This is a genomic window from Micromonospora sp. NPDC007220 (assembly GCF_040634035.1).
Classification (GTDB): domain Bacteria; phylum Actinomycetota; class Actinomycetes; order Mycobacteriales; family Micromonosporaceae; genus Micromonospora; species Micromonospora reichwaldensis.
Genome location: NZ_JBEYEU010000028.1, coordinates 1 through 24,324 on the forward strand (window position 1 = coordinate 1; position 24,324 = coordinate 24,324).

Consider the following 24,324-nt stretch of genomic DNA (forward strand, 5'->3'; position numbering starts at 1 on the left):
CGGCCTCGGCCTCGAACCCGGCCGCAGCCTCCAAGAACTCCAACAACGCATCCTCGAACACGACGCCAAAATCCAAATCCCCGCACTCACCCACTAACCCACCGATCCACTCCGCACCAGCCACGATCGCCTCCACGATTACCCGAGGGTGGACCGTCTGCGGGCAACATCAGGAGCGCGCGGTCCGTGACGCCTGGCGCACCGGAGGCCGACGGCGATTCCTGCTCAGACCACAGCGAGGACGACATGGCGAACAAGTGCCCGGCGCACGGGCATCAGATGGTGATGGACGACGACTACTTCGCTAGCCCGTACGCGGCGTACGAGGTCTACGCGTCACTGCACGAAAAGGGTGCCGTGCACCGCACCTGCCTGCCCGACCACGGCCCCGTGTGGCTGGTGACCGGCCACGCCGAGGTCTACTCCGCGCTCCGCGACCGGCGCCTCGCGCGGCCCCGCGAGTACAGCAACGGGGACTTCACCAGCAAGCGCTTCCCGGAGGGCGAGGCGACCGGGACGATCGTCACCCTCGACCCGCCGGAGCACACCCGGCTCAAGAAGATGATCAACTTCACCTTCCTGCCCCGCAACCTGGAGACCTTCCGCCCCCGGGTGCACCAGCTGGTCAAGGCCCGGCTGGACGCGATCGAGGCGGCCGGCGGCGGCGACCTGGTCGAGGACTACGCGGCCATCCTGCCGATCACGATCGTCTGCGACGTGCTCGGCATCCGCGAGGAGTACCGCAAGGACCTGAAGCACTGGGCGGACCTGGTGTTCAGCGGCGACAACGAGACCAACGCGATGGTCCGCACGAAGATGTCGCACTTCATGAACATGGTCCGCGAGGAGAAGACGAAGGAGCCCGGCGAGGACCTCTTCTCGTACTGGATCCACGCCAAGAACGCCGACGGCGAGCCCGAACTCAACGTCTACCAGGTGATGGCCCTGGCCCTGCTGACGATGCTGGGCGGGTACGACACCACCGCGGGCATGATCGGCCGGGGCGCGCTGGCGCTGCTCGACAGCCCGGAGACGCTGGAGCGGCTCCGCAAGGACCCGGACCTGTTCGACGTGGCCGTCGAGGAGCTGCTGCGCCGCAACGGCTCCGTGCACCACGGCTTCCGCCGCTTCGCCACGGAGGACCTGGAGATCGACGGCACGAAGATCGCCAAGGGCGAGACGGTGCTGCTGCACCTGACCGCGGCGGGCAACGACCCGAAGCGGTTCCCCGATCCGCAGGTGCTCGACATCGACCGCGAGGACAAGGGGCACGTGGCGTTCGGCGGCGGCCCGCACTTCTGCTCGGGTTCGGAGCTGGCCCGGATGGAGACGACCATCGCCCTCCGGGAGCTGTTCACCCGTTTCCCGAACATCAAGCTCGCCGCGCCCCGGGAGTCGCTGAAGGTCCGGCGTACGCCGCTGGTGCCGGCACTGATCTCCCTCCCGGTCACGGTCTGAGCGCTACGGAGGACGCGGTCCGCCGGCCACCCGCGAGGTGGCCGGCGGACCGCGTCGTGTCGGCCCGGGCCGCCCGGTGAACTGCGTGGGCCCGGCCGCAGCGGAACGAAGAAAGGCCGCCTACGGCGGCCTGTGCGGGTGTCGGCCCGCCGGGCGTGATTCCACCCGGCGGGCCCTGCCCTCATCGCTTCGGGGCGATCGGCGTCCCGTCCTGCGCGTCGATCACCGAGATGGCCTCCACGGGGCAGAACTCGGCGGCCTCGATCACCTGGTCGGACGGCGCCACCACGTCGGCCAGCGGCCGGGAGACGGGGTCCATCGCGAAGTGGTCCGGCGCGCTGCCCACGCAGAAGCCCGAGCTGATGCAGCGTTTCGACTCCACCACCAACCGCCACCCGGCCTGGTCGCCGGCTTCGTTCGCGCTCACCACTGCTCCTCTCGTCGTGCGTGCACTGTGTCGGATTCCCGGGTCGCGCGTGGCGGCCCGCCCGGTCGCGGCGCGAGCCGGCCCACGTCAGCTCACCACCGAGTACTTCTGCCAGCCGGTCGCGACGACCTCCGGTGCGGACAGCGTCGCGAACGGCCGGTCCGGGTCGAACGTGCCGTTGTGCAGGTGGACGACGAGGGTGCCGTCGGGGCGCAGACCCAGCACGTCCGGGCGGCCGTCGAGGTCGATGTCGGTCACGGTGATGATCTCGTACTCCTGCCAGCCGTGGGCGAGCGTGAACCACCGGCCCTCGCCGCGCCACCACGGGCCCTCCCCGGAGGTGTCGTGCGCGAACTCGTACAGGTCGAGGTCGCCGTTCGCCCGCCGGACCAGCAGGTCGGCCCGGCCGGTGCCGGTGAAGTCGGCCATCGCCAGCGGAAAGTCGTCGACGTCGACGGTCACCAGGCGGTGCGCGGTGCGGTCGTACGTCTCGTTCTGCGTGACCTGGCGCTTGTTGAAGAACGCGTCGACGTGGCCCGCGTTCTGCTCGCGGCCGAACATGTCGTCACAGCCGTCCAGGTCCAGGTCCGCGATGCCGAGGGTCTCCCACTTCTTGTCGTCCCGGGCGCCGGAGATGCGGATCGGATCGCCGAGGGTGTCGAGACCGTTCAGCCCGCCCCTGTTGGGATAGAGGAAGATCCCGTGGGTCTCGTTCATGTGCGTCATGCTGATGCCGATGACGTCGGCGCGGCCGTTGCCGTTGACGTCGATGGGGCGGACCAGCCCGTGGTTCCGGTTCGGGTGGAAGCCGGTGCTGATCAGCTCCGGCTCGCCGAAGGTCTCGGCACCCCGGAAGCTGCCGCTGTGCGGGAAGACCAGCAGTTCGCCCGTGACGTCGTCACGGACCATGATGTCCATCCTCCCGTCCCCGTTGAACGAACGGCAGTGACCATTCCCGCTCATGCGTGCCACAAATAACCTCCACGTACGCCCCGAAATACGACAGTCCGACCGTTCCGACCGGGAATCGAGAAACGGCGGGAATCAGCGGAACCTGACGTGCGAACGGTTCAGCTCGCCCACCGAGGAGACCCCGAGCAGCTTCATGGTGACCTCGATCTCCCGGCTCAGGATCTCCATGGCCCGTACGACGCCGCGCCGGCCGCCGGCCATCAGGCCGTACTGGTAGGCCCGGCCGACCACGGCGGCGGTGGCGCCCAGGGCGATCGCCGCCACGATGTCGGCGCCCGAGGTGATGCCGGTGTCGACGAGCACCTCGACCCGGTCGCCCACCTCGTCCACCACGTCGGGCAGCAGCTCGACGGGCACCGGGGCCCGGTCGAGCTTGCGTCCGCCGTGCGTGGACAGCCACACCCCGTCGACCCCGACGTCGGCGACCCGCCTGGCGTCGGCGACGCTCTGCACGCCCTTGGCGACGAGCTTGCCCGACCAGGCGCCGCGCAGCCACTCGACGTCGTCGATGGACAGCCGCGGGTTGAACACCCGCTTGATCATGTCGGACGCGGACCCGCCGGTGGCCTTGAGCACCTGCGGGGACGGGGTGCCGGCCCGCCACTGCCGCATCCACCAGCCCGGGTGCAGGAACGCCTCGGCGATGGTGCCGACGCTCATCGACGGCGGGATGGTCAGGCCGTTACGGATGTCGCGGCGGCGCGGCACGGAGATCGGCGTGTCCAGCGTCAGCAGGATGGTGTCGAACTTCGCCTCCTCGGCGAGCGCGATCAGTTCCTTGACCATCGCCCGGTCCTCGGCGAAGTAGAGCTGGAACCAGTGCCGGCCCTCGGGCGCGGCGGCGGCGACGTCCGCCAGCGACGTGGTCGCGAGGGTGGAGACCGAGTACGGGATGCCGAACTGCTGCGCCACCGACGCGACCGCCGGCTCGCCCTCGGCGTGCATCACCCGGTTGAAGCCGACCGGCGCCAGGGCGAACGGCAGCTTCTGCCGCTTGCCGAGCACCGTCCGGCTGGTGTCCAGGTTGGACACGTCGCGCAGCACCGACGGCTGGAACTCGATGTTGGCGAACGTCTCCCGGGCGCGGCTGAGGCTGCGCTCGCTGTCCGCCGCCCCGTCGCAGTAGTCGAACACCATGCGGGGCACCGCCCGGCGGGCCACGTCGCGCAGGTCGGCGATGCCCGCCGCGCGCAGCAGCCGGCGTTCCGTCGGGTTCCACGCCACCTTGGGGGGCTTGATCAGCGTGCTCATCCGAGCGGACTTGCTCATGAGGGCTTCCTTCCGTGAGGGGGGTGACGAAGGTCCGCTCCTCGTCGTGGGGGTCTGCTACGCGACGAGGGCCCGCTGGGCGAGCAGTTCCTCGACCACCTCGGCAGGCGTCGGGTGGTCGTAGACGAGCGCGGCGGTCAGCTCCAGCCCGGTGAGGGCCTCGAGCCGGCGCCGCAGTTCCACGGCGGTGAGGGAGGAGAAACCGATGTCGAGGAACTCCTGGTTCTCGTCGACCGTGGCGGCCGACGGCAGACCGAGCGTGTACGCGGTCTGGGCCCGTACCACGTGGGACAGCACCGCGCGGGTCTCGGCCTCGTCGGCGCCGTCGAGCAACCGGCGCAACGCGTCGGGGCTGTCGGCGTCGAGCGTGTCCTCGGCGGCCTCGGTGACGTGGCGCATCGCGTCCGGCAGGTCCCGCAGCAGCGGGCTCGGCCGGTACCGGGTGTAGTCGGGTACGAACGAGGGCCAGTCCACGGCGGCGGCGACCCGCCCGACCGCGCCCGTGCCCACCGCCGCGCCGAACTGCTCGGCGGTGACGTCCGGGCCGACCGCGATCGACACCGCCCCGTCGCGCTGCTGGGCAATCGCGTCGAACACGGCCGCCGTCCCGGCGGCGCCGGCGACACCGAACATCTCGTCGGCCGTGTGCACGAGCACGAGCCGCTCGGCCCGGGCGGCGAGGGCGGTCGCGACGGGGTCGTCGGCGTCGCTGGTGACGACCACCGTGTCGGCGTCCCCCGTGGTGACCGTCGCGCCCGCCGCCTCCAGCAGGTCGGCGATCCGGTCCGCCAGCGGCCCGCCGTGCAGCGCGACCGGGCCCGCCGGCCGCCACGGCTCACCGGTCGGCGCGGGGGCCGCGACGAGCCGGCGGGCGAAGACGCCCGCCGAGCGCAGCGCCACCTGGTCCTCACCGGCACCCCTGGTGAGCACCCGGCACAGGGCGGTCAGCGTCCGGTCGTCGAGCGTCTCCGGCAGGTCGACGACCCCGCCCCAGGCCCGGGGCGTGGCGAGGGCGGTGGACCGGCCGAAGCCGTACGCCGCCGCCCCGTCCAGGTCGGTGATCCGCTCGGTGGGGGTGACCGCGGCCGCGCCCCGGGTCAGGCACCACACGGGAGCCTCCACGCGGGACTCGTCGAGGGCCCGCAGCAGCCCGGCGGGGGTGGGGCCGGCGGACGTCGTCAGCACCCCTGCGGCCACGTGTTCGGGCACCAGGTCGAGCAGCTCGTCCGCCGTGCCGTCGCGGTACACGCGCACGTCGGCGCCGTGCCGGGCCATCGCCTCGGCGATCCGGTCGGCGTCCGCCGGCACCAGCCACACGCCGCGCAGCGCGGGCACCGGCAGCTCCGTGACCGGGGACCACCGCAGCTGGTAGCCGGGCGCGGGCCCGCGTCGCCACGACGACAGCGCCACCGCCACGTCCTTCAGGGTCGCGGTGTCGTCCAGGCCCAGCAGCGCGCCCAGGTCGTCGCGTTCGACCGCGGCCCAGAAGTCGTCGCCAGGCGCGGCGGCGGCGGGCGGGTCCGGCCACAGGCGGGTGCGCTGGAAGGCGTACGTGGGCAGGGCGACCGGGCGCGCGCCGGCGAAGAAGGCCGGCCAGTCGACGGGTACGCCGCGGTTGTGCAGGCGGGCGAGCGCCTCGGTCGCCACCTGCGGCCCGTCCCGGTCGGCGCGCTGGGCGGGCACGAACTCGCCGTCGGCCACGCACTCCCGGCCGAGCGCGGTGAGCACCGCGTCCGGGCCCAGTTCGAGGAAGGTGCGTACGCCGCGTGCCGCCAGCGCCTCGACGGCCGCGGCGAACCGGACCGTCGCCCGTACCTGACGCACCCAGTACTCGGGGGTCAGCTCGGCGGGCTCACCGGTGACCGTGGAGAGCACCGGGATCGTCGGCGGGTGGTGGGTGACGGACCCGGCCACCGCGCGGAACTCGTCGAGCATGGGCTCCATCAGCGGCGAGTGGAACGCGTGCGACACGGTGAGCCGCTTGGTCTTGCGACCGCTGGCGGCCAGTTTCTCGGCGACCGCCAGGGTGGCGGCCTCCTCGCCGGAGAGCACGACCGAGGTGGGGCCGTTGACGGCGGCGATCGCCACGGCGTCGGAGAGCAGCGGGACGACCTCGTCCTCGGTGGCGCGTACGGCCACCATCGCGCCGCCGGTGGGCAGCGCCTGCATCAGCCGGCCGCGGGCGGCCACCAGCCGGGCGGCGTCCGGCAGGGTGAGGACCCCCGCCACGTGCGCCGCCGCCAACTCGCCGATCGAGTGCCCCGCCACGAAGTCCGGCCGCACCCCCCACGACTCGAACAACCGGAACAGCGCCACCTCCACCGCGAACAACGCCGGCTGCGCCCACCCCGTCTGATGCACCTCCTCGGAGCCCAACACCTCCCGCAACGGCCGCTCCAGGTGCCGGTCCAGTTCCGCACACACCTCGTCGAACGCCGCCGCGAACACCGGGAAGCCCATCAGCTCCCCCGCCATCGCGATCCGCTGCGACCCCTGACCGGTGAAGAGCACGGCGGTCGCCCCGGCGGTGTCGGCGACCCCGCCGACCACCCCGGGGGCGTTCTCGCCACGGGCCAGCGCGGCCAGTCCGGCGCGCAGCTCGGCCAGGTCCCGGCCGAGCACGACCGCCCGGTGCCGCAGGGCGGTACGGGTGGTGGCGAGCGAGAAGCCGGCGTCCACGGCGGACGCCGCGTCGGTGAGGTGGGCGGCGAGCCGGGCCGCCTGGTCGCGCAGCGCGGCCTGGTCCCGGCCGGACACCACCAGGGGCACCACGGGCACCTCGGCAGTCGAGTCCACCACCACGGGCTCGGGCGCCTGCTCGATGATCGCGTGCGCGTTGGTGCCGGAGATGCCGAACGAGGAGACGCCGGCGCGGCGGGGGCGTCCCGTCTCCGGCCAGGGCACCGCCGCCGTCAGCAGTTGGACGGCCCCGTCCGCCCAGTCCACGTGCGGCGACGGGGCGTCGACGTGCAGCGTCGGCGGCAGCAGGCCGTGCCGGATCGCCTCCACCATCTTGATCACCCCGGCGACGCCGGCGGCGGCCTGGGTGTGCCCGATGTTCGACTTGATCGAGCCGACCCAGAGCGGGTGCTCGCCCCGGTCGCGGCCGTACGTCGCGATGAGGGAGCGGGCCTCGATCGGGTCGCCGAGGGTGGTGCCGGTGCCGTGCGCCTCGACGGCGTCCACGTCGGCCGGTCGCAGCCCCGCGTCGGCGAGCGCCTGGTTGACCAGGCGCTGCTGGGACGGCCCGTTGGGCGCGGTCATGCCGTTGCTCGCGCCGTCCTGGTTGACGGCGGTGCTGCGCACGACGGCGAGCACCGGGTGGCCGTTGCGGCGCGCGTCGGAGAGCCGTTCGAGCACCAGCACCCCGACGCCCTCACCCCAGCCGGTGCCGTCGGCGCCGGCCGCGAAGGACTTGCACCGGCCGTCCGGCGCGAGGGCCCGCTGGCGGCTGAAGTCGATGAACGCGTTGGGCGTCGCGAGCACGGTCACGCCACCGGCCAGGGCGAGGGAGCACTCGCCCCGGCGCAGCGACTGGGCGGCCAGGTGCAGGGTGACCAGCGAGGACGAGCACGCCGTGTCGACGGTGACCGCCGGCCCCTCCAGCCCCAGCGCGTACGACACCCGGCCGGAGACCACGCCGCCGGCGACGCCGGTGCCGATGAAGCCGTCGAGCTCGGGAGGCAGGTGCTGAAGGTGCGCGGTGTAGTCGTGGTACATCAGGCCGGCGAACACCCCGGTGCGACTGCCGCGCAGGGTGGTGGGATCGATGCCGGCGCGCTCGACGGCCTCCCACGAGGTCTCCAGGAACAGCCGCTGCTGCGGATCCATGGCCAGGGCCTCGCGGCGGGAGATGCCGAAGAACTCGGCGTCGAACCAGGCCGCGTCGTACAGGAAGGCGCCCTCCCCGCAGTAGGTGCGGCCGGGCTTGTCCGGGTCCGGGTCGACGAGGTTGTCGATGTCCCAGCCCCGGTCGGTCGGGAAGCCGGCTACCGCGTCGACGCCCCCCGCGACCAGGTCCCACAGCTTCTCCGGGGAGGTGGCGCCGCCGGGGAACCGGCAGCCCATGCCGACGATCGCGATGGGGTCGTCGGTGCCGTCGGTGGCGGCCACGACCACGGCTGCGGCCGACCCGCCGGCGAAGAGTTCCGCGTCCAGGTGCTCGGCCAGCGTGGTGGGGTTCGGGTAGTCGAAGACCAGCGTGACGGGCAGCCGCAGGCCGACGACCGCGTTGAGGCGGTTGCGGAACTCGACGGCGGTGAGCGAGTCGAAGCCCAGCTCCTTGAACGCCTTCGTCGCGCCCACCGCCTCGGCGCCGCCGTGCCCGAGCACGACCGCGACCTGCGTACGGACGATGTCGACCAGCTCCTTGCGGCGCTCGGCCGCGCCGCGACCGGCGAGGGTCGCGACCAGGTCGGAGGCCGCCGCGGCGTCGGCGGAGACCTGGCGTCGCGCCGGGGTGCGGACCAGGCCGCGCAGCACCGGGGGCAGCACGCCGCCGGTCGCCTGCTCCCGCAGGGCGGCGAGGTCCAGGTGGATCGGCACGAGGGCGGCCTCGGGCGCGCCGAGCGCCTCGTCGAAGAGCGCGAGCCCGTCCTCGGTGGAGAGGGGCCGCACGCCGGAGCGCCGCATCCGGGCGAGGTCGGCGTCGTCGAGCGCGCCGGTGAGGCCGGTGCGCTCCGCCCACATGCCCCACGCCAGCGCCACCGCGGGCAGGCCCCGGGCGCGCCGGTACGCCGCGAACGCGTCGACGAAGGCGTTGGCCGCCGCGTAGTTGCCCTGACCGGGGCCGCCGAGGACGCCCGCAGCGGAGGAGAAGACGACGAAGGCGCCCACGTCGCCGGCCAGCTCGTGCAGGTTGACGAGCGCGTCGACCTTGGGGCGCAGCGCGGTGGCGACCCGCTCCGGCGTGAGCGACGGGATCATCCCGTCGTCCAGGACCCCGGCCGTGTGCACGACCGCCGTGGGCGGGTGCTCCGCGACGAGCGCGGCCAGCGCCACGCGGTCGGCGGCGTCGCAGGCGGCGACCGTCACGTGCACGCCCTGGGCGGTCAGCTCGTCGTACAGCGTCCGCAGGTCCTCGGTCATGCCGCGACGGCCCGCGAGCACGAGGCGACGGACGCGGTGCCGCGCGACGAGGTGCCGGGCGACGAGGCGGCCGAGCGTGCCCGACGCCCCCGTGACGAGGACCGTGCCGGTGATCTCCGGCGGCGTGCCCGGCTGCCCGGACGCCTTCGCGATGCGGGGTACGAGGACCTCGGTGCCGCGCAGGGCGAGCTGCGGCTCGCCCGAACGCAGCGCCGGCACGAGGTTCGGCGCCCACTGCCCACCCGCCACGTCGACGAGCACGATCCGGCCGGGGTTCTCGGACGCGGCCGAGCGCAGCAGGCCCCACACGGCGGCGAGCGCCGGCCGGGTCGCGTCGGTGGCCCCCTCGGTCAGCACGACCAGGCGGGCGGCGGCGAACCGGTCGTCGGCAAGCCACTCCTGGACGGCGGCGAGGGCGTGCTCCACCGCCCGGTAGGTGGCCCCGACCAGGTCGTCGCCGTCGGAGGTGACCGGGAGGACCACGAAGTCGGGGACCTCGCCGATCGCGGCGAGGCTGTCGTACGCGGTGGCGCCGGGCAGCTCGCCGCCCACGACCGCCAGCGTGGCCGCGCCGTCGGCCACCGGGACGGGCACCCAGTCGAGCACGTGCATCGCCTGGTGGCGCGGGTTGGTCAGGTCGGCGAGCGCGTTCGCGGGCAGGCGGCGGACGGCCAGCGCGTCGATCGTGGCGACCGGCGCGCCGGCGTGATCGGCGACGGTCACCGCGACGGCGTTCGGGCCCGCCGACCGGATGGTGACCCGGAGCCGGGCGGCGCCGGTGGCGTGCAGGGTCACCCCGTGCCAGGCGAACGGCAGCCAGGGCCCGCCCTCGCCGTCGTCGGCGGTGAACACGCCCAGGCCGAGCGGGTGCAGCGCCGCGTCGAGCACCGCGGGGTGCAGGCCGAAGCCCGCGACCTTCGCCGCCTCGGGGGCGGTGACCTCGGCGAACAGCTCGTCGCCCCGCCGCCACACCGACCCCAGGCCGCCGAAGGCGGGGCCGTACGTCACGTCGAGCGCCGCGAACCGGTCGTACAGCTCGGCGGTGTCCAGGGCCTCGGCGCCCTCGGGCGGCCAGACGCCCGCCGGGGCCGCCGCGCGGTCGTCGGCGCCGGAGGTCCCGGTGCCCAGGGTGCCGGTGGCGTGCCGGGTCCACGGGCCGTCGCCGTCGGGCCGCGAGTGGACGGTCAGCCGCCGGGCGCCGTCCGGGCCGGGCTCGCCGACGCGGAGCTGGACCTGCACCGCGCCCCGCTCCGGCACCACCAGGGGCGCTTCGAGCGTCAGCTCCTCGACCTCGGTGGCGCCCACCTCGTCGCCGGCGCGGACCGCCAGCTCGACGAAGGCCGTGCCGGGCAGGAAGATCCGGCCCGCCACCCGGTGGTCGGCGAGCCACGGGTGCGCCGAGGTCGACAGCCGGCCGGTCAGCAGCACCCCGTCCGCGCCGGCCAGCGACACGGTCGCGCCGAGCAGCGGGTGGCCGGTGGAGCCGAGGCCGAGGCCGGTGGCGTCGACCGGGCCACCCGCCCCACTGGGCCAGTAGGTGCGGCGCTGGAAGGCGTACGTGGGCAGGGCGACCGGTCGGGCCGGGGCGGTGACCAGCGTGGCCCAGTCCGGCTGCACGCCCCGGGTGTGCGCCTGCCCCAGCGACAGCAGGAACCGGCGCAGGCCGCCCTCGTCGCGGCGCAGCGTGCCGACGACCGAGCCTCCGCCTGCCTCGTCGAGCAGGTCCTGCACGGCGGGTACGAGCACCGGGTGCGAGCTGACCTCGACGAAGGAGTCGATGCCGTCGGCGATGACGCCGCGTACGGTCTGCTCGAACTCGACGGTCTGCCGCAGGTTGCGGTACCAGTACTCGGCGACCAGCTCGGCGGTGTCGAGCAGCTCACCGGTGACGGTCGAGTAGAGCGGCACGTCGCCGGTGCGGGGCCGCACGGGGGCGAGGACCCGGAGCAGCTCGTCGCGCATCGACTCGACGTGCGCGGAGTGCGAGGCGTAGTCGACGTCGATGCGCCGCGCGCGGACCTCGTCGCGCTCGCACTCGGCGAGCAGCTCGTCGAGTGCCTCGGGCGCGCCGGAGACGACCACGGTGGACGGCCCGTTCACGGCGGCGACCGACAGCCCGGGCCGCAGGCGCCGGGCGACCTTCGCGACCGGCTCCGACACGGACACCATGCCGCCCCGCCCGGCGAGGTCCACGGCGATCAGCTGGCTGCGCCGGGTCACCACCAGGGCGGCGTCGTCCAGGGTGAGCGCGCCGGCCACGCAGGCGGCGGCGATCTCGCCCTGGGAGTGCCCGACGACGGCGGCGGGCTCGATCCCGTGCGAGCGCCACAGCGCCGCCAGCGAGACCATCATGGCGAACAGCGCGGGCTGGACGACGTCGACCCGGTCCAGGGAGGCGGCGCCCGGGACGCCGCGCAGCACGTCGAGCAGCGACCAGTCGGTGTGCCGGTCCACGGCGGTGGCGCACTCCGCCATCCGGGCGGCGAAGACGGGTGCGGTGTCCAGCAGTTCGGCGGCCATGCCCAGCCACTGCGAGCCCTGGCCGGGGAAGAGGAACGCGGTGCGCTCGCCGGCGTCGGCGAGCCCGGTGACGAGGTTGCGGGCCGCGCCGCCGTCGGCGAGCGCGTCGAGCGCGGCGGACAGCTCGTCCCGGTCCCCGACGAGGACGGCGCGGTGCGGGAGGCGGGCGCGGGTGCCGGCGAGCGCGTACGCGACGTCGTGCGTGCCGAGGTCGTCGCTCAGGCGTTCGCGCAGCCGGACCGCCTGCTCGCGCAGCGCCGCCTCGGTCCGGGCCGACAGCACCCACGTGGCGGGGCCCTCGGCCGGCGGGGCGCTCTGCGGGGCCTCGGCGGCCGGTGGCTCCTCGATCAGCACGTGGGCGTTGGTGCCCGAGATGCCGAACGACGAGACGCCCGCGCGCCGCGGGTTCTCGCCCCGTGGCCACCGCACCGGCTCGCTGAGCAGTTGGACGGCGCCGTCGGACCAGTCCACGTGGTGCGACGGCTTGTCGACGTGCAGGGTGCGGGGCAGCTCCTCGTGTCGCAGCGCCATGACCATCTTGATCACGCCCGCGACGCCGGCGGCGGCCTGGGTGTGCCCGAAGTTCGACTTCACCGAGCCGAGCCAGAGCGGCCGGTCACGTTCCTGGCCGTAGGTGGCGATGAGCGACTGGGCCTCGATCGGGTCGCCCAGCGTGGTGCCCGTGCCGTGCGCCTCCACCGCGTCCACGTCGGCCGTGGTGAGCCCGGCGTTCGCCAGCGCGGCCCGGATGACCCGCTGCTGCGACGGCCCGTTGGGCGCGGTGAGGCCGTTCGACGCGCCGTCCTGGTTGACGGCCGAGCCGCGTACCACCGCCAGGACGCGGTGCCCGTTGCGGCGCGCGTCCGACAGCTTCTCCAGCACGAGTACGCCGACGCCCTCGCCGAACGCGGTGCCGTCCGCCGCCGAGGCGAACGCCTTCACCCGGCCGTCCGGGGCGAGCCCCTTCTGGCTGGAGAACTCGATGAACGTGCCGGGCGTGGAGATGACGCAGGTGCCGCCGGCCAGCGCGAGGTCGCAGTCGCCGCTGCGCAGCGCGTGCGCGGCCACGTGCACCGCCACCAGCGACGACGAGCAGGCCGTGTCCACGGTGACGGCCGGGCCCTCCAGCCCCAGCACGTACGACACCCGGCCGGACACGACGCTGCCCGCGACCCCGGTCATCGTGTAGCCGATCAGCGCGTCCACGTCGCGCTGCATGGCGTTCAGGTACTCGACGCTGTTCGCGCCGACGAACACGCCGGTCCGGCTACCCCGCAGCGAGTGCGGGTCGATCCCGGCGTGCTCGAACGCCTCCCACGACGTCTCCAGCATCAGCCGCTGCTGCGGGTCCATGGCGAGCGCCTCGCGCGGGCTGATGCCGAAGAAGCCCGCGTCGAAGTCGGTGGCGTCCGGGATGAAGCCGCCCCGCCGCACGTAGCTGGTGCCGGAGCCGCTGTCCGGGTCGAACAGGTCGTCCAGGTCCCAGCCCCGGTTGGTGGGGAAGTCGGTGATGCCGTCGCCGCCGGACGACACCAGCTCCCACAGGTCGTCGGCGGAGCGCACGCCGCCGGGGAAGCGGCAGCCGATGCCGACAATGGCGATCGGCTCCCGCTCCGTCGCGGTACGCAGCTTCCGCCGCGTCTCGTGCAGGTCGGCCGTCACGCGCCGGAGGTACTCGACAAGCTGCTCTTCGTTCGCCATCAGTAAGCCCTCCTCAGCGCGTCCGGTTCAGGCGGCGCCGAGTTCGTCGTCGATGAACCGCAACAGCTCGTCGGCGGAGGCGGTCTTCAGCACCAGGCCCACGTCCGGTCCGTCGGGTTCGGCGTCCACGTCGGACCTGCCACGCCAATTCGACATCACGGCGTGCAACCGATCGGTAATCCGTGCCTTGACTGCGTCCTCCAGACCCGCCGCACCGGCCTGGGCGAACGAGCGTTCCAGCCGGTCCAGCTCGGCCAACAGCCCCGCGGCCGGGTCCACCTCGGCCGGGGCCAGCCCGGCCAGCAGGTGGTCGGTGAGCGCCGCGGCGGTCGGGTGGTCGAACACCATGGTGGCGGAGAGCTTCAGGCCGGTGGCCGCCTTCAGCCGGTTGCGGAACTCGACCGCGGTGAGCGAGTCGAAGCCCAGCTCGGTGAACGGCCGGTCGGGGTCCACCGCGCTCGCGCCGGCGTGCCCGAGCACGGCGGCGGCCTGTGCCTTGACGAACTCCAGCGCGGTGTGCCGTCGCTGCGGGCCGCTCTGGCTCGCCAGGTGGTCGCGCAGGGCGCCGGGCGACTGCGTCGCCTGTTCCACCGACCGTCGGGACGGGCCCCGCACCAGGCCACGCAGCAGCGCGGGCAGCAGGCCCGCCCGGCCCAGCTCGCGCAGCGCCGCCGGATCCATCGGCATCGGCACCAGCAGCGGCTCGTCGACCAGCTCCGCCGCGTCGTACAGCGCCATGCCCTGCTCCACCGACAGCTCCAGCAGGCCGACGCGGGCCATCCGGGCGCGGTCGTTGGCGTCGAGGTGCGCGGTCATCCCGCTCGCCTCGCTCCACAGGCCCCAGGCCAGCGAACGGGCGGGCAGCCCGGCCGCCCTGCGCCCCGCCACGAGCGCGTCCAGGAAGGTGTTCGCCGCCGCGTAGTTGCCCTGCCCGGGGCCGCCCATCGTGCCGGCCGCCGCGGAGAACACGACGAACTCGGCCAGCTCGGCGTCCAGGGTCAGCTCGTGCAGGTTGACCGCCGCGTCGACCTTGGGCCGCAGCACCGCGTCGACCTGCTCCGGGGTCAGCGCGGCGACCAGGCCGTCGTCGAGGACGCCCGCCGTGTGCACCACGGCGGTCAGCGGGTGCGCGGCGGGCACCCGGGCCAGGGTCTCGGCCAGCGCCGCGCGGTCCGCCGCGTCGCACGCCGCGACGGTGACCTCCGCGCCGTACGAGGTCAGCTCGGCCACCAGCTCGGCGGCCCCGGGGGCGTCCGGGCCACGACGGCTGGTCAGCAGGAGGTGCCGCACCCCGCGCCGGGTCACCAGGTGCCGTGCCAGCAGACCGCCGAGGGTGCCGGTGCCGCCCGTGACGAGCACCGTGCCGTCGGGGTCCCGCCGGGGCGGCGCGGTGAGCACGAGCTTGCCGACGTGCCGGGCCTTGGACATGAACCGGAACGCCTCCGGGGCGCGACGGATGTCGTACGGCCGCACCGGCAGCGGCGTGAGGTCGCCCGTCCCGAACAGGGCGACCACGTCGCGCAGGATCGCGCCGACCCGGTCCGGGTCGATGGCGAGCAGGTCGAACGCCTGGTAGGCGACGCCCGGGTGGTCGGCGGCGACCCGGTCCGGGTCCCGCACGTCGGTCTTGCCCATCTCGACGAACCGGCCGCCCGCGCGGAGCAGGCGCAGCGACGCGTCGACGAACTCCTTCGCCAGCGAGTCGATCACCACGTCGATGCCGGCCGCGCCGAAGCGCTCCTCGAACTCCAGGGTGCGGGAGTTGCCGATGTGCGTGTCCGGCAGCCCCATCGCGCGCAGCGCGTCCCACTTGCCGGTGCTGGCGGTGCCGTACACCTCCGCGCCGAGGTGCCGGGCGAGGCGGACCGCCGCCATGCCGACGCCACCTGCCGCGGCGTGCACCAGCACCCGCTCCCCCGGCTTGACCTGGGCGAGGTCGACAAGCGCGTAGTAGGCGGTGCAGAACGCGATCGGCGTCGACGCCGCCGTGGCGAACGACCAGCCCGACGGCACCGGCACGACCATCCGCGCGTCGGTGACCACCTCGGTGCCGAAGGCGCCGTAGAACAGGCCCATGACGCGGTCGCCGACCGCGACGCCGGTCACGTCCGGCCCGGTCTCGACGACCACGCCGGCGCCCTCGCCGCCCATCACGCCGCCGCCGGGGTACATGTCGAGGGCGATCAGCACGTCCCGGAAGTTCAGGCCGGCGGCCCGCATCGCGATGCGCACCTGGCCCGGCCCCAGCGGGCGCGGTTCCTCCGCCTCGGGCAGCAGCGCCAGGTTGTCCAGCGTGCCGCGTTCGGTGACGTCCAGCCGCCAGCGCTCGACCGGCGGCGCCGCCAGCGCGGGGCTGCTCGCCGCGCGGGCGAGCCGCGGGGCCAGAAGGACGCCGTCGCGGAGGGCGAGCTGCGGCTCGTCGGCCGCGACCGCCGCCGCGAGCGCCCGGTGCGGCTCGCGGTCGTCGACGTCGAGCAGGACGAAGCGGTCCGGGTGCTCGCTCTGGGCCGACCGGAGCAGGCCCCACACCGGCGAGCTGGGCAGGTCGGGGGCCGCCTCCTGCACGCTCACCGCGTCCCGGGTGACGACGACCAGCCGGGCGTCGGCGAACCGCTCGTCCGCGAGCCACTCGCGCAGCACCGCGAGGGTGTCGTGGACGACCCGGTGGGCCGCCCCGGCGGGGTCGTCGGCCGCGCCGGCCGCGCAGGGCAGCACGACCAGGGCGGGCGTCGGCGCGCCGTCGGCCATCCGGGCCCGCAGGGTCGCCAGGTCCGGGTAGGCGTCGGTGACGAGGCCGGCGTCCTGCGGCAGGGTGCACCCGCCGAGGGCCGCCCAGCGGGCGTCCGGCGCGGTCGCCGGCGCGGCGACCGGGGTCCACTCCAGGCGGAACAGGGCGTCGTGGTGCGTGCTCGGCTGCGCGGGGGCGCTGGCCTCCCGCAGCACCAGCGACTCGACCTCGGCGACCACGGTGTTGCTCTGGTCGGCGACGGTCACCGCGACCGTGTTCCGGCCGCGCGGACGCAGCCGGACGCGCAGCTCCGTCGCGCCGACGGCGTGCACGGAGACGCCGCTCCACTCGAACGGCAGCAGCGCCTCGGTGCCGCTGGTGACGAGCGCGAGCGGGTGCAGCGCGGCGTCGAGCAGCGCCGGGTGCAGGCCGTAACCGGCCGCCGTCCGGGCTGCCTCCGCCGGCAGGGCCACCTCGGCGAAGATCTCCTCGCCCTGCCGCCACACCCGGCGTACGCCCTGGAACGTCGGGCCGTACGTGAGACCGGCCGCGGCCAGGGTGTCGTACAGCTCGTCGGACGGGACCGGCTCGGCCGCCGGCGGCCACGCGGTGTCGAAGCCGCCCGCCGGCTCCCCGGGGGCGAGCAGGCCGACGCCGTTGCGCACCCACGGCGCCGCGTCGGTGGCGACCCCGTCCGGCCGGGAGTGGACGGTCAGCTGCCGCTGCCCGTTCTCGTCGGGCGCGCCGACGCGCAGCTGCACCTGGACCCCGCCCTTCTCGGGCAGCACCAGGGGCGCGGTCAGGGTCAGCTCCTCGACCCGGCCGCAGTCGACCTCGTCGCCGGCGCGGACCGCGAGATCCACGAGCGCGGTCCCGGGCACGAACACCTGCCCGCCGACCCGGTGGTCGGCCAGCCACGGGTGCGCGGCCACCGAGATGCGGCCGGTGAAGAGCAGGCCGTCGGTGTCGGCCAGCGCGACCGCCGCGCCGAGCAGCGGGTGCTCGGTGGCGGCGAGCCCCAACCCGGCCGCGTCGGCGGTGGCCGTGCCGACGGCCGGCCAGTACCGCTCGTGCTCGAACGGGTAGCCGGGCAGCCGGACCCGGCGCGCGCCCTCGACCCCCCACGTGGGGTGCGCGCCGTGCACGTGCGCCTCGCCCAGGGAGAGCAGGAAGCGCGCCAGTCCCCCCTCGTCCCGGCGCAGCGAGCCGACCACGGTGGCGGTGGCCCCCGCGTCGTCGATGACGTCCTGCACGCCGATGGTGAGCACGGGGTGCGGGCTGACCTCGACGATCGTGGTGACGCCCGCGTCGAGCAGGGCCCGGACGGCGGGCTCGTACCAGACGGTCTGGCGCAGGTTGCGGTACCAGTACCCGGCGTCCATCGCGACGTCGTCCAGCCAGCGGTCGTCCACGGTCGAGTAGAGCGGCACCTCGGGCCGGCGGGGCTCCAGCCCGGCCAGCACCTCGCGCAGCTCCTCGTGCAGCTCCTCCACGTACGCCGAGTGCGACGCGTAGTCCACGTCGATGCGCTTGGCGCGCACGCCGTCGCGCTGGCACTCGGCCAGCAGCTCGTCGAGGGCGTCCAGCTCGCCGGCCGCCACCGTCGAGCGCGGCCCGTTGACGGTCGCCACGGTCACCCGGCCGTCGAAGCGCTCCAGCCGGTCGCGCACCTCGGCCACCGGCAGCGGCACGGAGACCATGCCGCCCTTGCCGGACAGGCGCAGCAGCGCCCGGCTGCGCAGGGCGACGACCCTGGCCGCGTCCGCCACGGAGAGCGCGCCCGCCACGCAGGCGGCGGCGATCTCGCCCTGGGAGTGCCCCACCACGGCGGCGGGCTCGACCCCGTGGGAGCGCCACAGCTCGGCCAGCGACACCATGACGGCGAACAGGACGGGCTGGACGACGTCCACCCGGTCCAGCTCCTCCCCCTGCCGCAGGACGGCCTCCAGGGACCAGTCGACGTGCGGCGCCAGCGCGGCCTCGCACTCGGCCATCCGGGCGGCGAAGACCGGGGCGGTGTCGAGCAGCTCCACGGCCATGCCGATCCACTGCGAGCCCTGCCCGGGGAAGGAGAACGCCACCTTCCCCGGCGTGCCGGCGGCGACCCCGGTGGCCAGGTTCGGCGCGGGCTCCCCCGCGGCGAGCGCGGCGAGGCCGGCGCGCAACTCGTCGGCGCCGCCCACCACGACCGCGCGGCGCGGGTGGGTGGCCCGCAGCGACAGCGAGTACGCCAGGTCGCGGGGCGCCACCTCGGCCAGGAGCGGCTCGAGGTCGGCGGCCTGCCGGCGCAGCGCCCCGTCGGAGCGGGCGGAGAGCACGAGCGCGACCGGTCCTTCGTCGGGCGTCCGCTCGGCCTCGGGCGCCTCCGGTGCCTCCTCGATCACGAGGTGGGCGTTGGTGCCGCTGAACCCGAACGACGAGACGCCGCCGCGACGCGGTTGGCCGTTGCGGCCCCACGGCTGCGGTTCGGCGAGCAGCCGCACCCCGCCCGACCAGTCGACGTGCGCCGTCGGCTCGGCGACGTGCAGGGTCCGGGGCAGTTCGCCGTGCCGCAGCGCGAGCACCATCTTGATCACCCCGGCGACGCCGGCGGCGGCCTGGGTGTGCCCGATGTTCGACTTCACCGAGCCCAGCCAGAGCGGGCGCTCGGCGGCGCGGTCCCGGCCGTACGTCGCGAAGAGCGCGTCGACCTCGATGGGGTCGCCCAGCGTGGTGCCGGTGCCGTGCGCCTCGACGACGTCCACGTCGGCGGTGGAGAGTCCCGCGTCGGCCAGCGCCTGCCGGATGACCCGCTGCTGCGAGGGGCCGTTGGGGGCGGTCAGCCCGTTGGACGCGCCGTCCTGGTTGACCGCGGTCCCGCGTACCACGGCGAGGACCTCGTGGCCGGCGGCGAGCGCGTCGGAGAGCCGCTCCAGCACGACCACGCCGATGCCCTCGCCCCAGTTGGTGCCGTCCGCGCCGGCCGCGAACGCCTTGCAGCGCCCGTCCGGGGCGAGCCCGCGCATCCGGCTGAACTCCAGGAACGCGCCCGGCGTCGACATGGCGGTGACGCCGCCCGCGACCGCCATCGCGCACTCGCCAGAGCGCAGCGCCCGCACCGCCAGGTGCATCGCCACCAGCGACGACGAGCAGGCGGTGTCCACGGTCACGGCCGGGCCCTCCAGCCCCAGCACGTACGAGAGCCGACCGGAGAGGATGCTCGCGGCGTTGCCGGTGGCCATGAAGCCTTCCGCGCTCGCCCCGGCCGCCCCGGTGATCCGGGCGTAGTCGACGTTGTTGGCGCCGACGTACACGCCGGTCGCCGTGCCCCGCAGCCCGGTCGGGTCGATGCCGGCGTCCTCGAAGGCCGCCCAGGACGCCTCCAGCACCAGCCGCTGCTGCGGGTCCATGGCCTCCGCCTCGCGGGGGCTGATGCCGAAGAAGGCCGCGTCGAAGCCCGGCAGGTCGGCGAGGAAGCCGCCCTCGCGGACGTAGCTGGTCCCGGAGTGCTCCGGGTCGGGGTGGAACAGGCCGTCGAGGTCCCAGCCGCGGTCGGTGGGGAACGGGCCGATGCCGTCGCGCCCCTCGCGCAGCATCGCCCACAGCTCCTCGGGCGAGCTGACGCCCCCGGGGAAGCGGCAGCTCATGCCGACGATGGCGATCGGCTCGTCGGCGGCGACGGTGCCGACGACCACCTCGGTGCGACCGGTCTCCAGCAGGTGCTCGGCCAGCGCGACCGGGGTCGGGTAGTCGAAGGCGACGGCCGCGGAGAGCCGTACGCCGGTGGCCTCGACCATCCGGTTGCGGAACTCCACGGCGGTGACCGAGTCGAAGCCCAGTTCCTTGAACGCGGAGGCCGGCTCGACCGCCTCCGGGCCCGCGTAGCCGAGCGTCAGCGCGACCTGGGTGCGGACCAGCCCGACGACGTGGTCGAGGCGCTCCGCCTCGGGCAGGTCGGCGAGCCGGCGGGCGAAGTCCGACGAGGTGGACGTCTCGGTCGGCTCCTCGTCGGCCGCGGCCTCGGGGATGGTGTCGAAGAGCCGGCTCGGCCGCAGCGCGGTGAACGACGGCACGAAGGCGGCCCAGTCCACGTCGGCGAGCACGACGTCCGTGTCCCCGGCCGCCAGGGCCGTACGCATGGCGGCGACGGCCCGCTCCGGCGCCATCGGCGCCAGGCCCCGCTTGCGCAGTGAGGCCGAGATCTCGTCGTCCACCAGCGTGCTCTCGGCCCACGGTCCCCAGGCGAGGGCGGTGGCGACCTGCCCCCGGGCGCGCCGTGCCTCGGCGAGGGCGCACAGGTGCGCGTTGCCGGCGGCGTAGGCGGCCTGGCCGCCGCTGCCCCAGACCCCGGCCACGGAGGAGAAGAGCACGAACTCGTCTAGGTCGCGATCCGCGAAGATCGCGTCGAGGTGGGTGGCGCCGGCGACCTTGGCGGAGACGACGTCGGCGTACTCGGCGAGGTCCATGTCGACGATGCCGGTGAGCTGGGCCAGCCCCGCCACGTGCACGACGGCACGCACGTCGGGGTAGCCGTCGACGACCGCCGCCAGGGCAGCCCGGTCGGCCACGTCGCAGGCGACGACGTCGACCTGCGCGCCCAGTCCGCGCAGCTCGTCGAGCGCCTCGGCGGGGGCGGTGCCGCGCCGGCTCAGCAGCACGAGCCGCTCGGCGCCGTGGCGCGCGTACAGGCGGGCGGCCTCGATGCCGAGGGTGCCGGTGCCGCCGGTGATCAGCACGGTGCCGGACGTGCCGCGCCAGCGCGGGGCGCCGGTCGCCGGCGCGCGGTGCAGCCGGCGGACGAACACCCCGTCCGGGCGCACCGCGACCTGGTCCTCCCCGATGCCGGCGAGCACGCCGGCCAGCGCGGCGGCGGCGCGCCCGTCCAGCTCGGCGGGCAGGTCGACCAGGCCGCCCCAGGTGTCGGGCAGCTCCAGTGCGGCGACCCGGCCGAGGCCCCACACCTGCGACTGGGCCACGCCGGTCACCGGGTCGGCCGGGGAGGTGGCGACGGCCCCCCGGGTGAGGCACCACAGCCTGGCGCCCCGCCCGGCGAGCGCGCGGATCAGGTCGAGGGTGGCGGCGGCGCCCGCCGGGACGCCGGGGTGGCCGGGCAGGAACGCCTCGTCGAACGCGAGGAGGGAGACCACGCCGGCCGGTTCCGCGTCGAGGTGGCCGGCCAGGTCCGCCGGGCCGGTGGTGACGACCGTGGCGCCTTGCGCGGTGAGCGCGTCGGCCACCGCTGCGCCCGCGTCGCCCGGCGCCGCCGGGTCGGCGACCACCAGCAGCCAGGTGCCGGTCAGCGCCGCCGGGGTGCCGCCGGGGCGGCGCTCCCAGCGGGCCTCGTAGCGCCAGCGGTCCAGCGCGGAGCGCTCCTGCCGTCCCCTGCGCCACGCGGAGAGCGCGGGCAGGACCGACGCCAGGGGCGCCTGCGGGTCCACGTCGAGAGTGGTGACCACCGTGTCGAGGTCACCGCTGTCCACCGCCGCCCACAGGCCGTCGTCGTCGCCGGCCTGGCCGGAGCCGGCCGGGTCCACGCTGTCCTGCCAGAAACGCTCGTGCTGGAAGGGGTACGTCGGCAGGTCCACCCAGGACCGCCCGGACCGGCGGTAGAACGCCTCCGGGTCCAGCGCGACGCCCCGGGTCTCCAGCCGCGCCAGCGCCTCCACCAGGGCACTCGGCTCGTCGCGGTCCCGGCGCAGCACCGGCGCGGCCAGCACGTCGCCGTCCAGGCAGTCCGCCGCCATGGTGGCGAGCACCGAGTCCGGGCCCAGTTCGAGGAACGTCGTGGCGCCGGTCGCGGCGGCGGCGCGTACCGCGTCCGCGAAGCGTACGGTCGCGCGGACCTGCCCGACCCAGTAGTCGGGCGTCGCCAGTTCGTCGCCCGCGGGCGCGCCGGTGACCGTCGAGACCAGCGGGATCGTCGGCGGCGCGTACGAGATCGTCTCGGCCACCGCCCGGAACTGCGCGAGCATCGGGTCCATCAGCGGCGAGTGGAAGGCGTGCGACACGGTCAGCCGCCGGGTGCGGCGGTCGGCGAACCGCGCGGCCACCGCCGCCACCGCCTCCTCGGTGCCGGAGACGACCACCGAGTCCGGGCCGTTGACGGCGGCGATGTCGGCGTCCGCGCCGAGCAGCGGCGCGACCTCGTCCTCGGTGGCCTGTACGGCGAGCATCGCCCCGCCCGCCGGCAGCGCCTGCATCAGCCGGCCCCGGGCGGCGACCAGGCGGGCCGCGTCGGCGAGCGTGAACACCCCCGCGACGTGCGCGGCGGCCAGCTCGCCGATCGAGTGCCCGGCCAGGACCGAGGGGGTGACGCCCCACGACCGGACGAGCCGGTAGAGAGCCACCTCGACGGCGAACAGGGCGGGCTGGGTCCAGCCGGTCAGGTGCAGGTCCTCGGTGTCGAGGACGTCGCGCAGCGGCCGGTCCAGGTGCGGGTCCAGGGCGGCGCACACCTCGTCGAACGCCGCCGCGAACTCCGGGTACGCCGCGTACAGCCCGCGGCCCATGCCCAGCCGCTGCGCGCCCTGCCCGGAGAAGAGCATCGCGACCCCGCCGTCGGCCACCCGGCCGCGGACCAGGTTGGCGGCCTGCTCGTCGCGGGCCAGGGCGCCCAGGCCGGCGGCCAGTTCCTCGGCGGTGCCGCCGAGCACCGCGGCCCGGTGCGCGAAGCGGGACCGGGTGGTGGCCAGGGCGTAACCCAGCTCGGCCGGTTCCACCTGCGACACCACGGCGGCGAGCCGCCGCGCCTGGTCCCGCAGCGCGTTGGTGTCGCGGGCGGTGAGCAGCAGCGACGTCACCGGCGCGGCGGCCGGCTCGGGCACGGCGGCGGCGTCCGGCGCCTGCTCCACGATCACGTGGGCGTTGGTGCCGCTGAACCCGAACGACGAGACCGCGGCCCGACGCGGCTGCCCGGTCTGCGGCCACTCGGTGGCGGCGGTCAGCAGCCGTACGTTGCCGGCCGTCCAGTCGACCTGGTCCGACGGCTGCTCGGCGTGCAGCGTCGCGGGCAGGACGCCGCGCCTGATCGCCTCCACCATCTTGATGACCCCGGCGACCCCGGCCGCGGCCTGGGTGTGGCCGATGTTCGACTTCACCGAGCCGAGCCAGAGCGGGTCCTCCCGGTCCTGGCCGTACGTGGCGAGCAGCGCCTGCGCCTCGATCGGGTCGCCCAGGGTCGTGCCGGTGCCGTGCCCCTCGACCACGTCGACCTGGCGCGTCGACAGGCCCGCGTCGACCAGCGCGGCCTCGATGACCCGCTGCTGCGACGGCCCGTTGGGCGCGGTCAGCCCGTTCGACGCGCCGTCCTGGTTGACCGCGGAGCCCCGCACGACCGCCAGGACGCGGTGGCCGTGCTCGATCGCGTCCGACAGCCGCTCGACCAGCAGCACGCCGGCGCCCTCGGCGAACCCGGTGCCGTCGGCGTCCGCCGAGTACGAGCGGCACCGCCCGTCCGGCGACAGGCCACGCTGGCGGGAGAACTCGACGAACGTCAGCGGCGTCGCCATGACCGAGACGCCGCCGACGAGCGCGAGCGTGCAGTCGCCCCGGCGCAGCGCCTGGATCGCCAGGTGCAGCGCGACGAGCGACGACGAGCAGGCGGTGTCGACGGTGACCGCCGGCCCCTCCAGCCCCAGCGTGTAGGCGACCCGGCCGGAGACCACGCTGCCGGAGCTGTTGCTGCCCGCGTAGTCGTGGTACATCAGGCCGGTGAACACGCCGGTCGGGCTGCCGGCGAGCGAGGTGGGGTCGATGCCGGCGCGTTCCAGGGTCTCCCACGCGACCTCCAGCAGCAGCCGCTGCTGGGGGTCCAGGCCGACCGCCTCGCGGGGGCTGATGCCGAAGAACGTGGGGTCGAAGTCCGCCGCGTCGTACAGGAAACCGCCGCGCGAGGTGTACGAGGTGCCCTCCCGCTGCGACTGGGGGTCGTACAGCGACTCCAGGTCCCAGCCGCGGTCGGTCGGGAACGCGCCGGTGGCGTCGGTTCCGGACTCCACCAGCCGCCACAGGTCCTCGGGGCTCGTCACGCCGCCGGGGTAGCGGCAGGCCATGCCGACGATCGCGACCGGCTCGTGCGCGGACGCCTCCACCTCGTGCAGGCGCTGCCGGGTCTTCTGCAGGTCGACCGTGACCCGCTTCAGGTAGTCCCGGAGCTTGTCCTCGTTGGCCACTACGGTCGCCC

The 24,324-nt window shown here is 75.2% G+C and carries 6 protein-coding genes; 1 reads left to right on the forward strand and 5 read right to left on the reverse strand.

The window, feature by feature from the left end:
• Positions 1-246: 246 nt before the first annotated feature.
• Positions 247-1,458 (forward strand): cytochrome P450, encoded by a 1,212-nt coding sequence (locus ABZ573_RS28530; protein ID WP_192581226.1) that lies wholly within the window; start codon positions 247-249, stop codon positions 1,456-1,458.
• Between the two features lie 181 nt (positions 1,459-1,639).
• Here ABZ573_RS28530 and ABZ573_RS28535 read toward each other — a convergent pair whose 3' ends face one another.
• The 5 genes from ABZ573_RS28535 to ABZ573_RS28555 form a co-directional block, all read right to left on the reverse strand.
• The gene (locus ABZ573_RS28535) at positions 1,640-1,885 is read right to left on the reverse strand and encodes a ferredoxin (protein WP_192581225.1); all 246 of its coding nucleotides are present in this window, start codon (positions 1,883-1,885) and stop codon (positions 1,640-1,642) included.
• A gap of 87 nt (positions 1,886-1,972) precedes the next feature.
• Complete coding sequence (locus ABZ573_RS28540) at positions 1,973-2,848, reverse strand: VCBS repeat-containing protein (protein WP_151452502.1); 876 nt, start codon at positions 2,846-2,848, stop codon at positions 1,973-1,975.
• 81 nt (positions 2,849-2,929) lie between these two features.
• Positions 2,930-4,126, reverse strand: coding sequence for an alpha-hydroxy acid oxidase (locus ABZ573_RS28545; protein ID WP_151452501.1), 1,197 nt, complete (start codon positions 4,124-4,126; stop codon positions 2,930-2,932).
• 57 nt (positions 4,127-4,183) lie between these two features.
• On the reverse strand, positions 4,184-13,435 hold the full coding sequence (locus ABZ573_RS28550; protein WP_358122132.1) for an SDR family NAD(P)-dependent oxidoreductase: 9,252 nt from the start codon (positions 13,433-13,435) through the stop codon (positions 4,184-4,186).
• 27 nt (positions 13,436-13,462) lie between these two features.
• A complete protein-coding gene (locus ABZ573_RS28555) occupies positions 13,463-24,313 on the reverse strand; it encodes a type I polyketide synthase (protein WP_358122134.1) in 10,851 nt (3,616 codons plus the stop codon).
• Between the last annotated feature and the right edge of the window lie 11 nt (positions 24,314-24,324).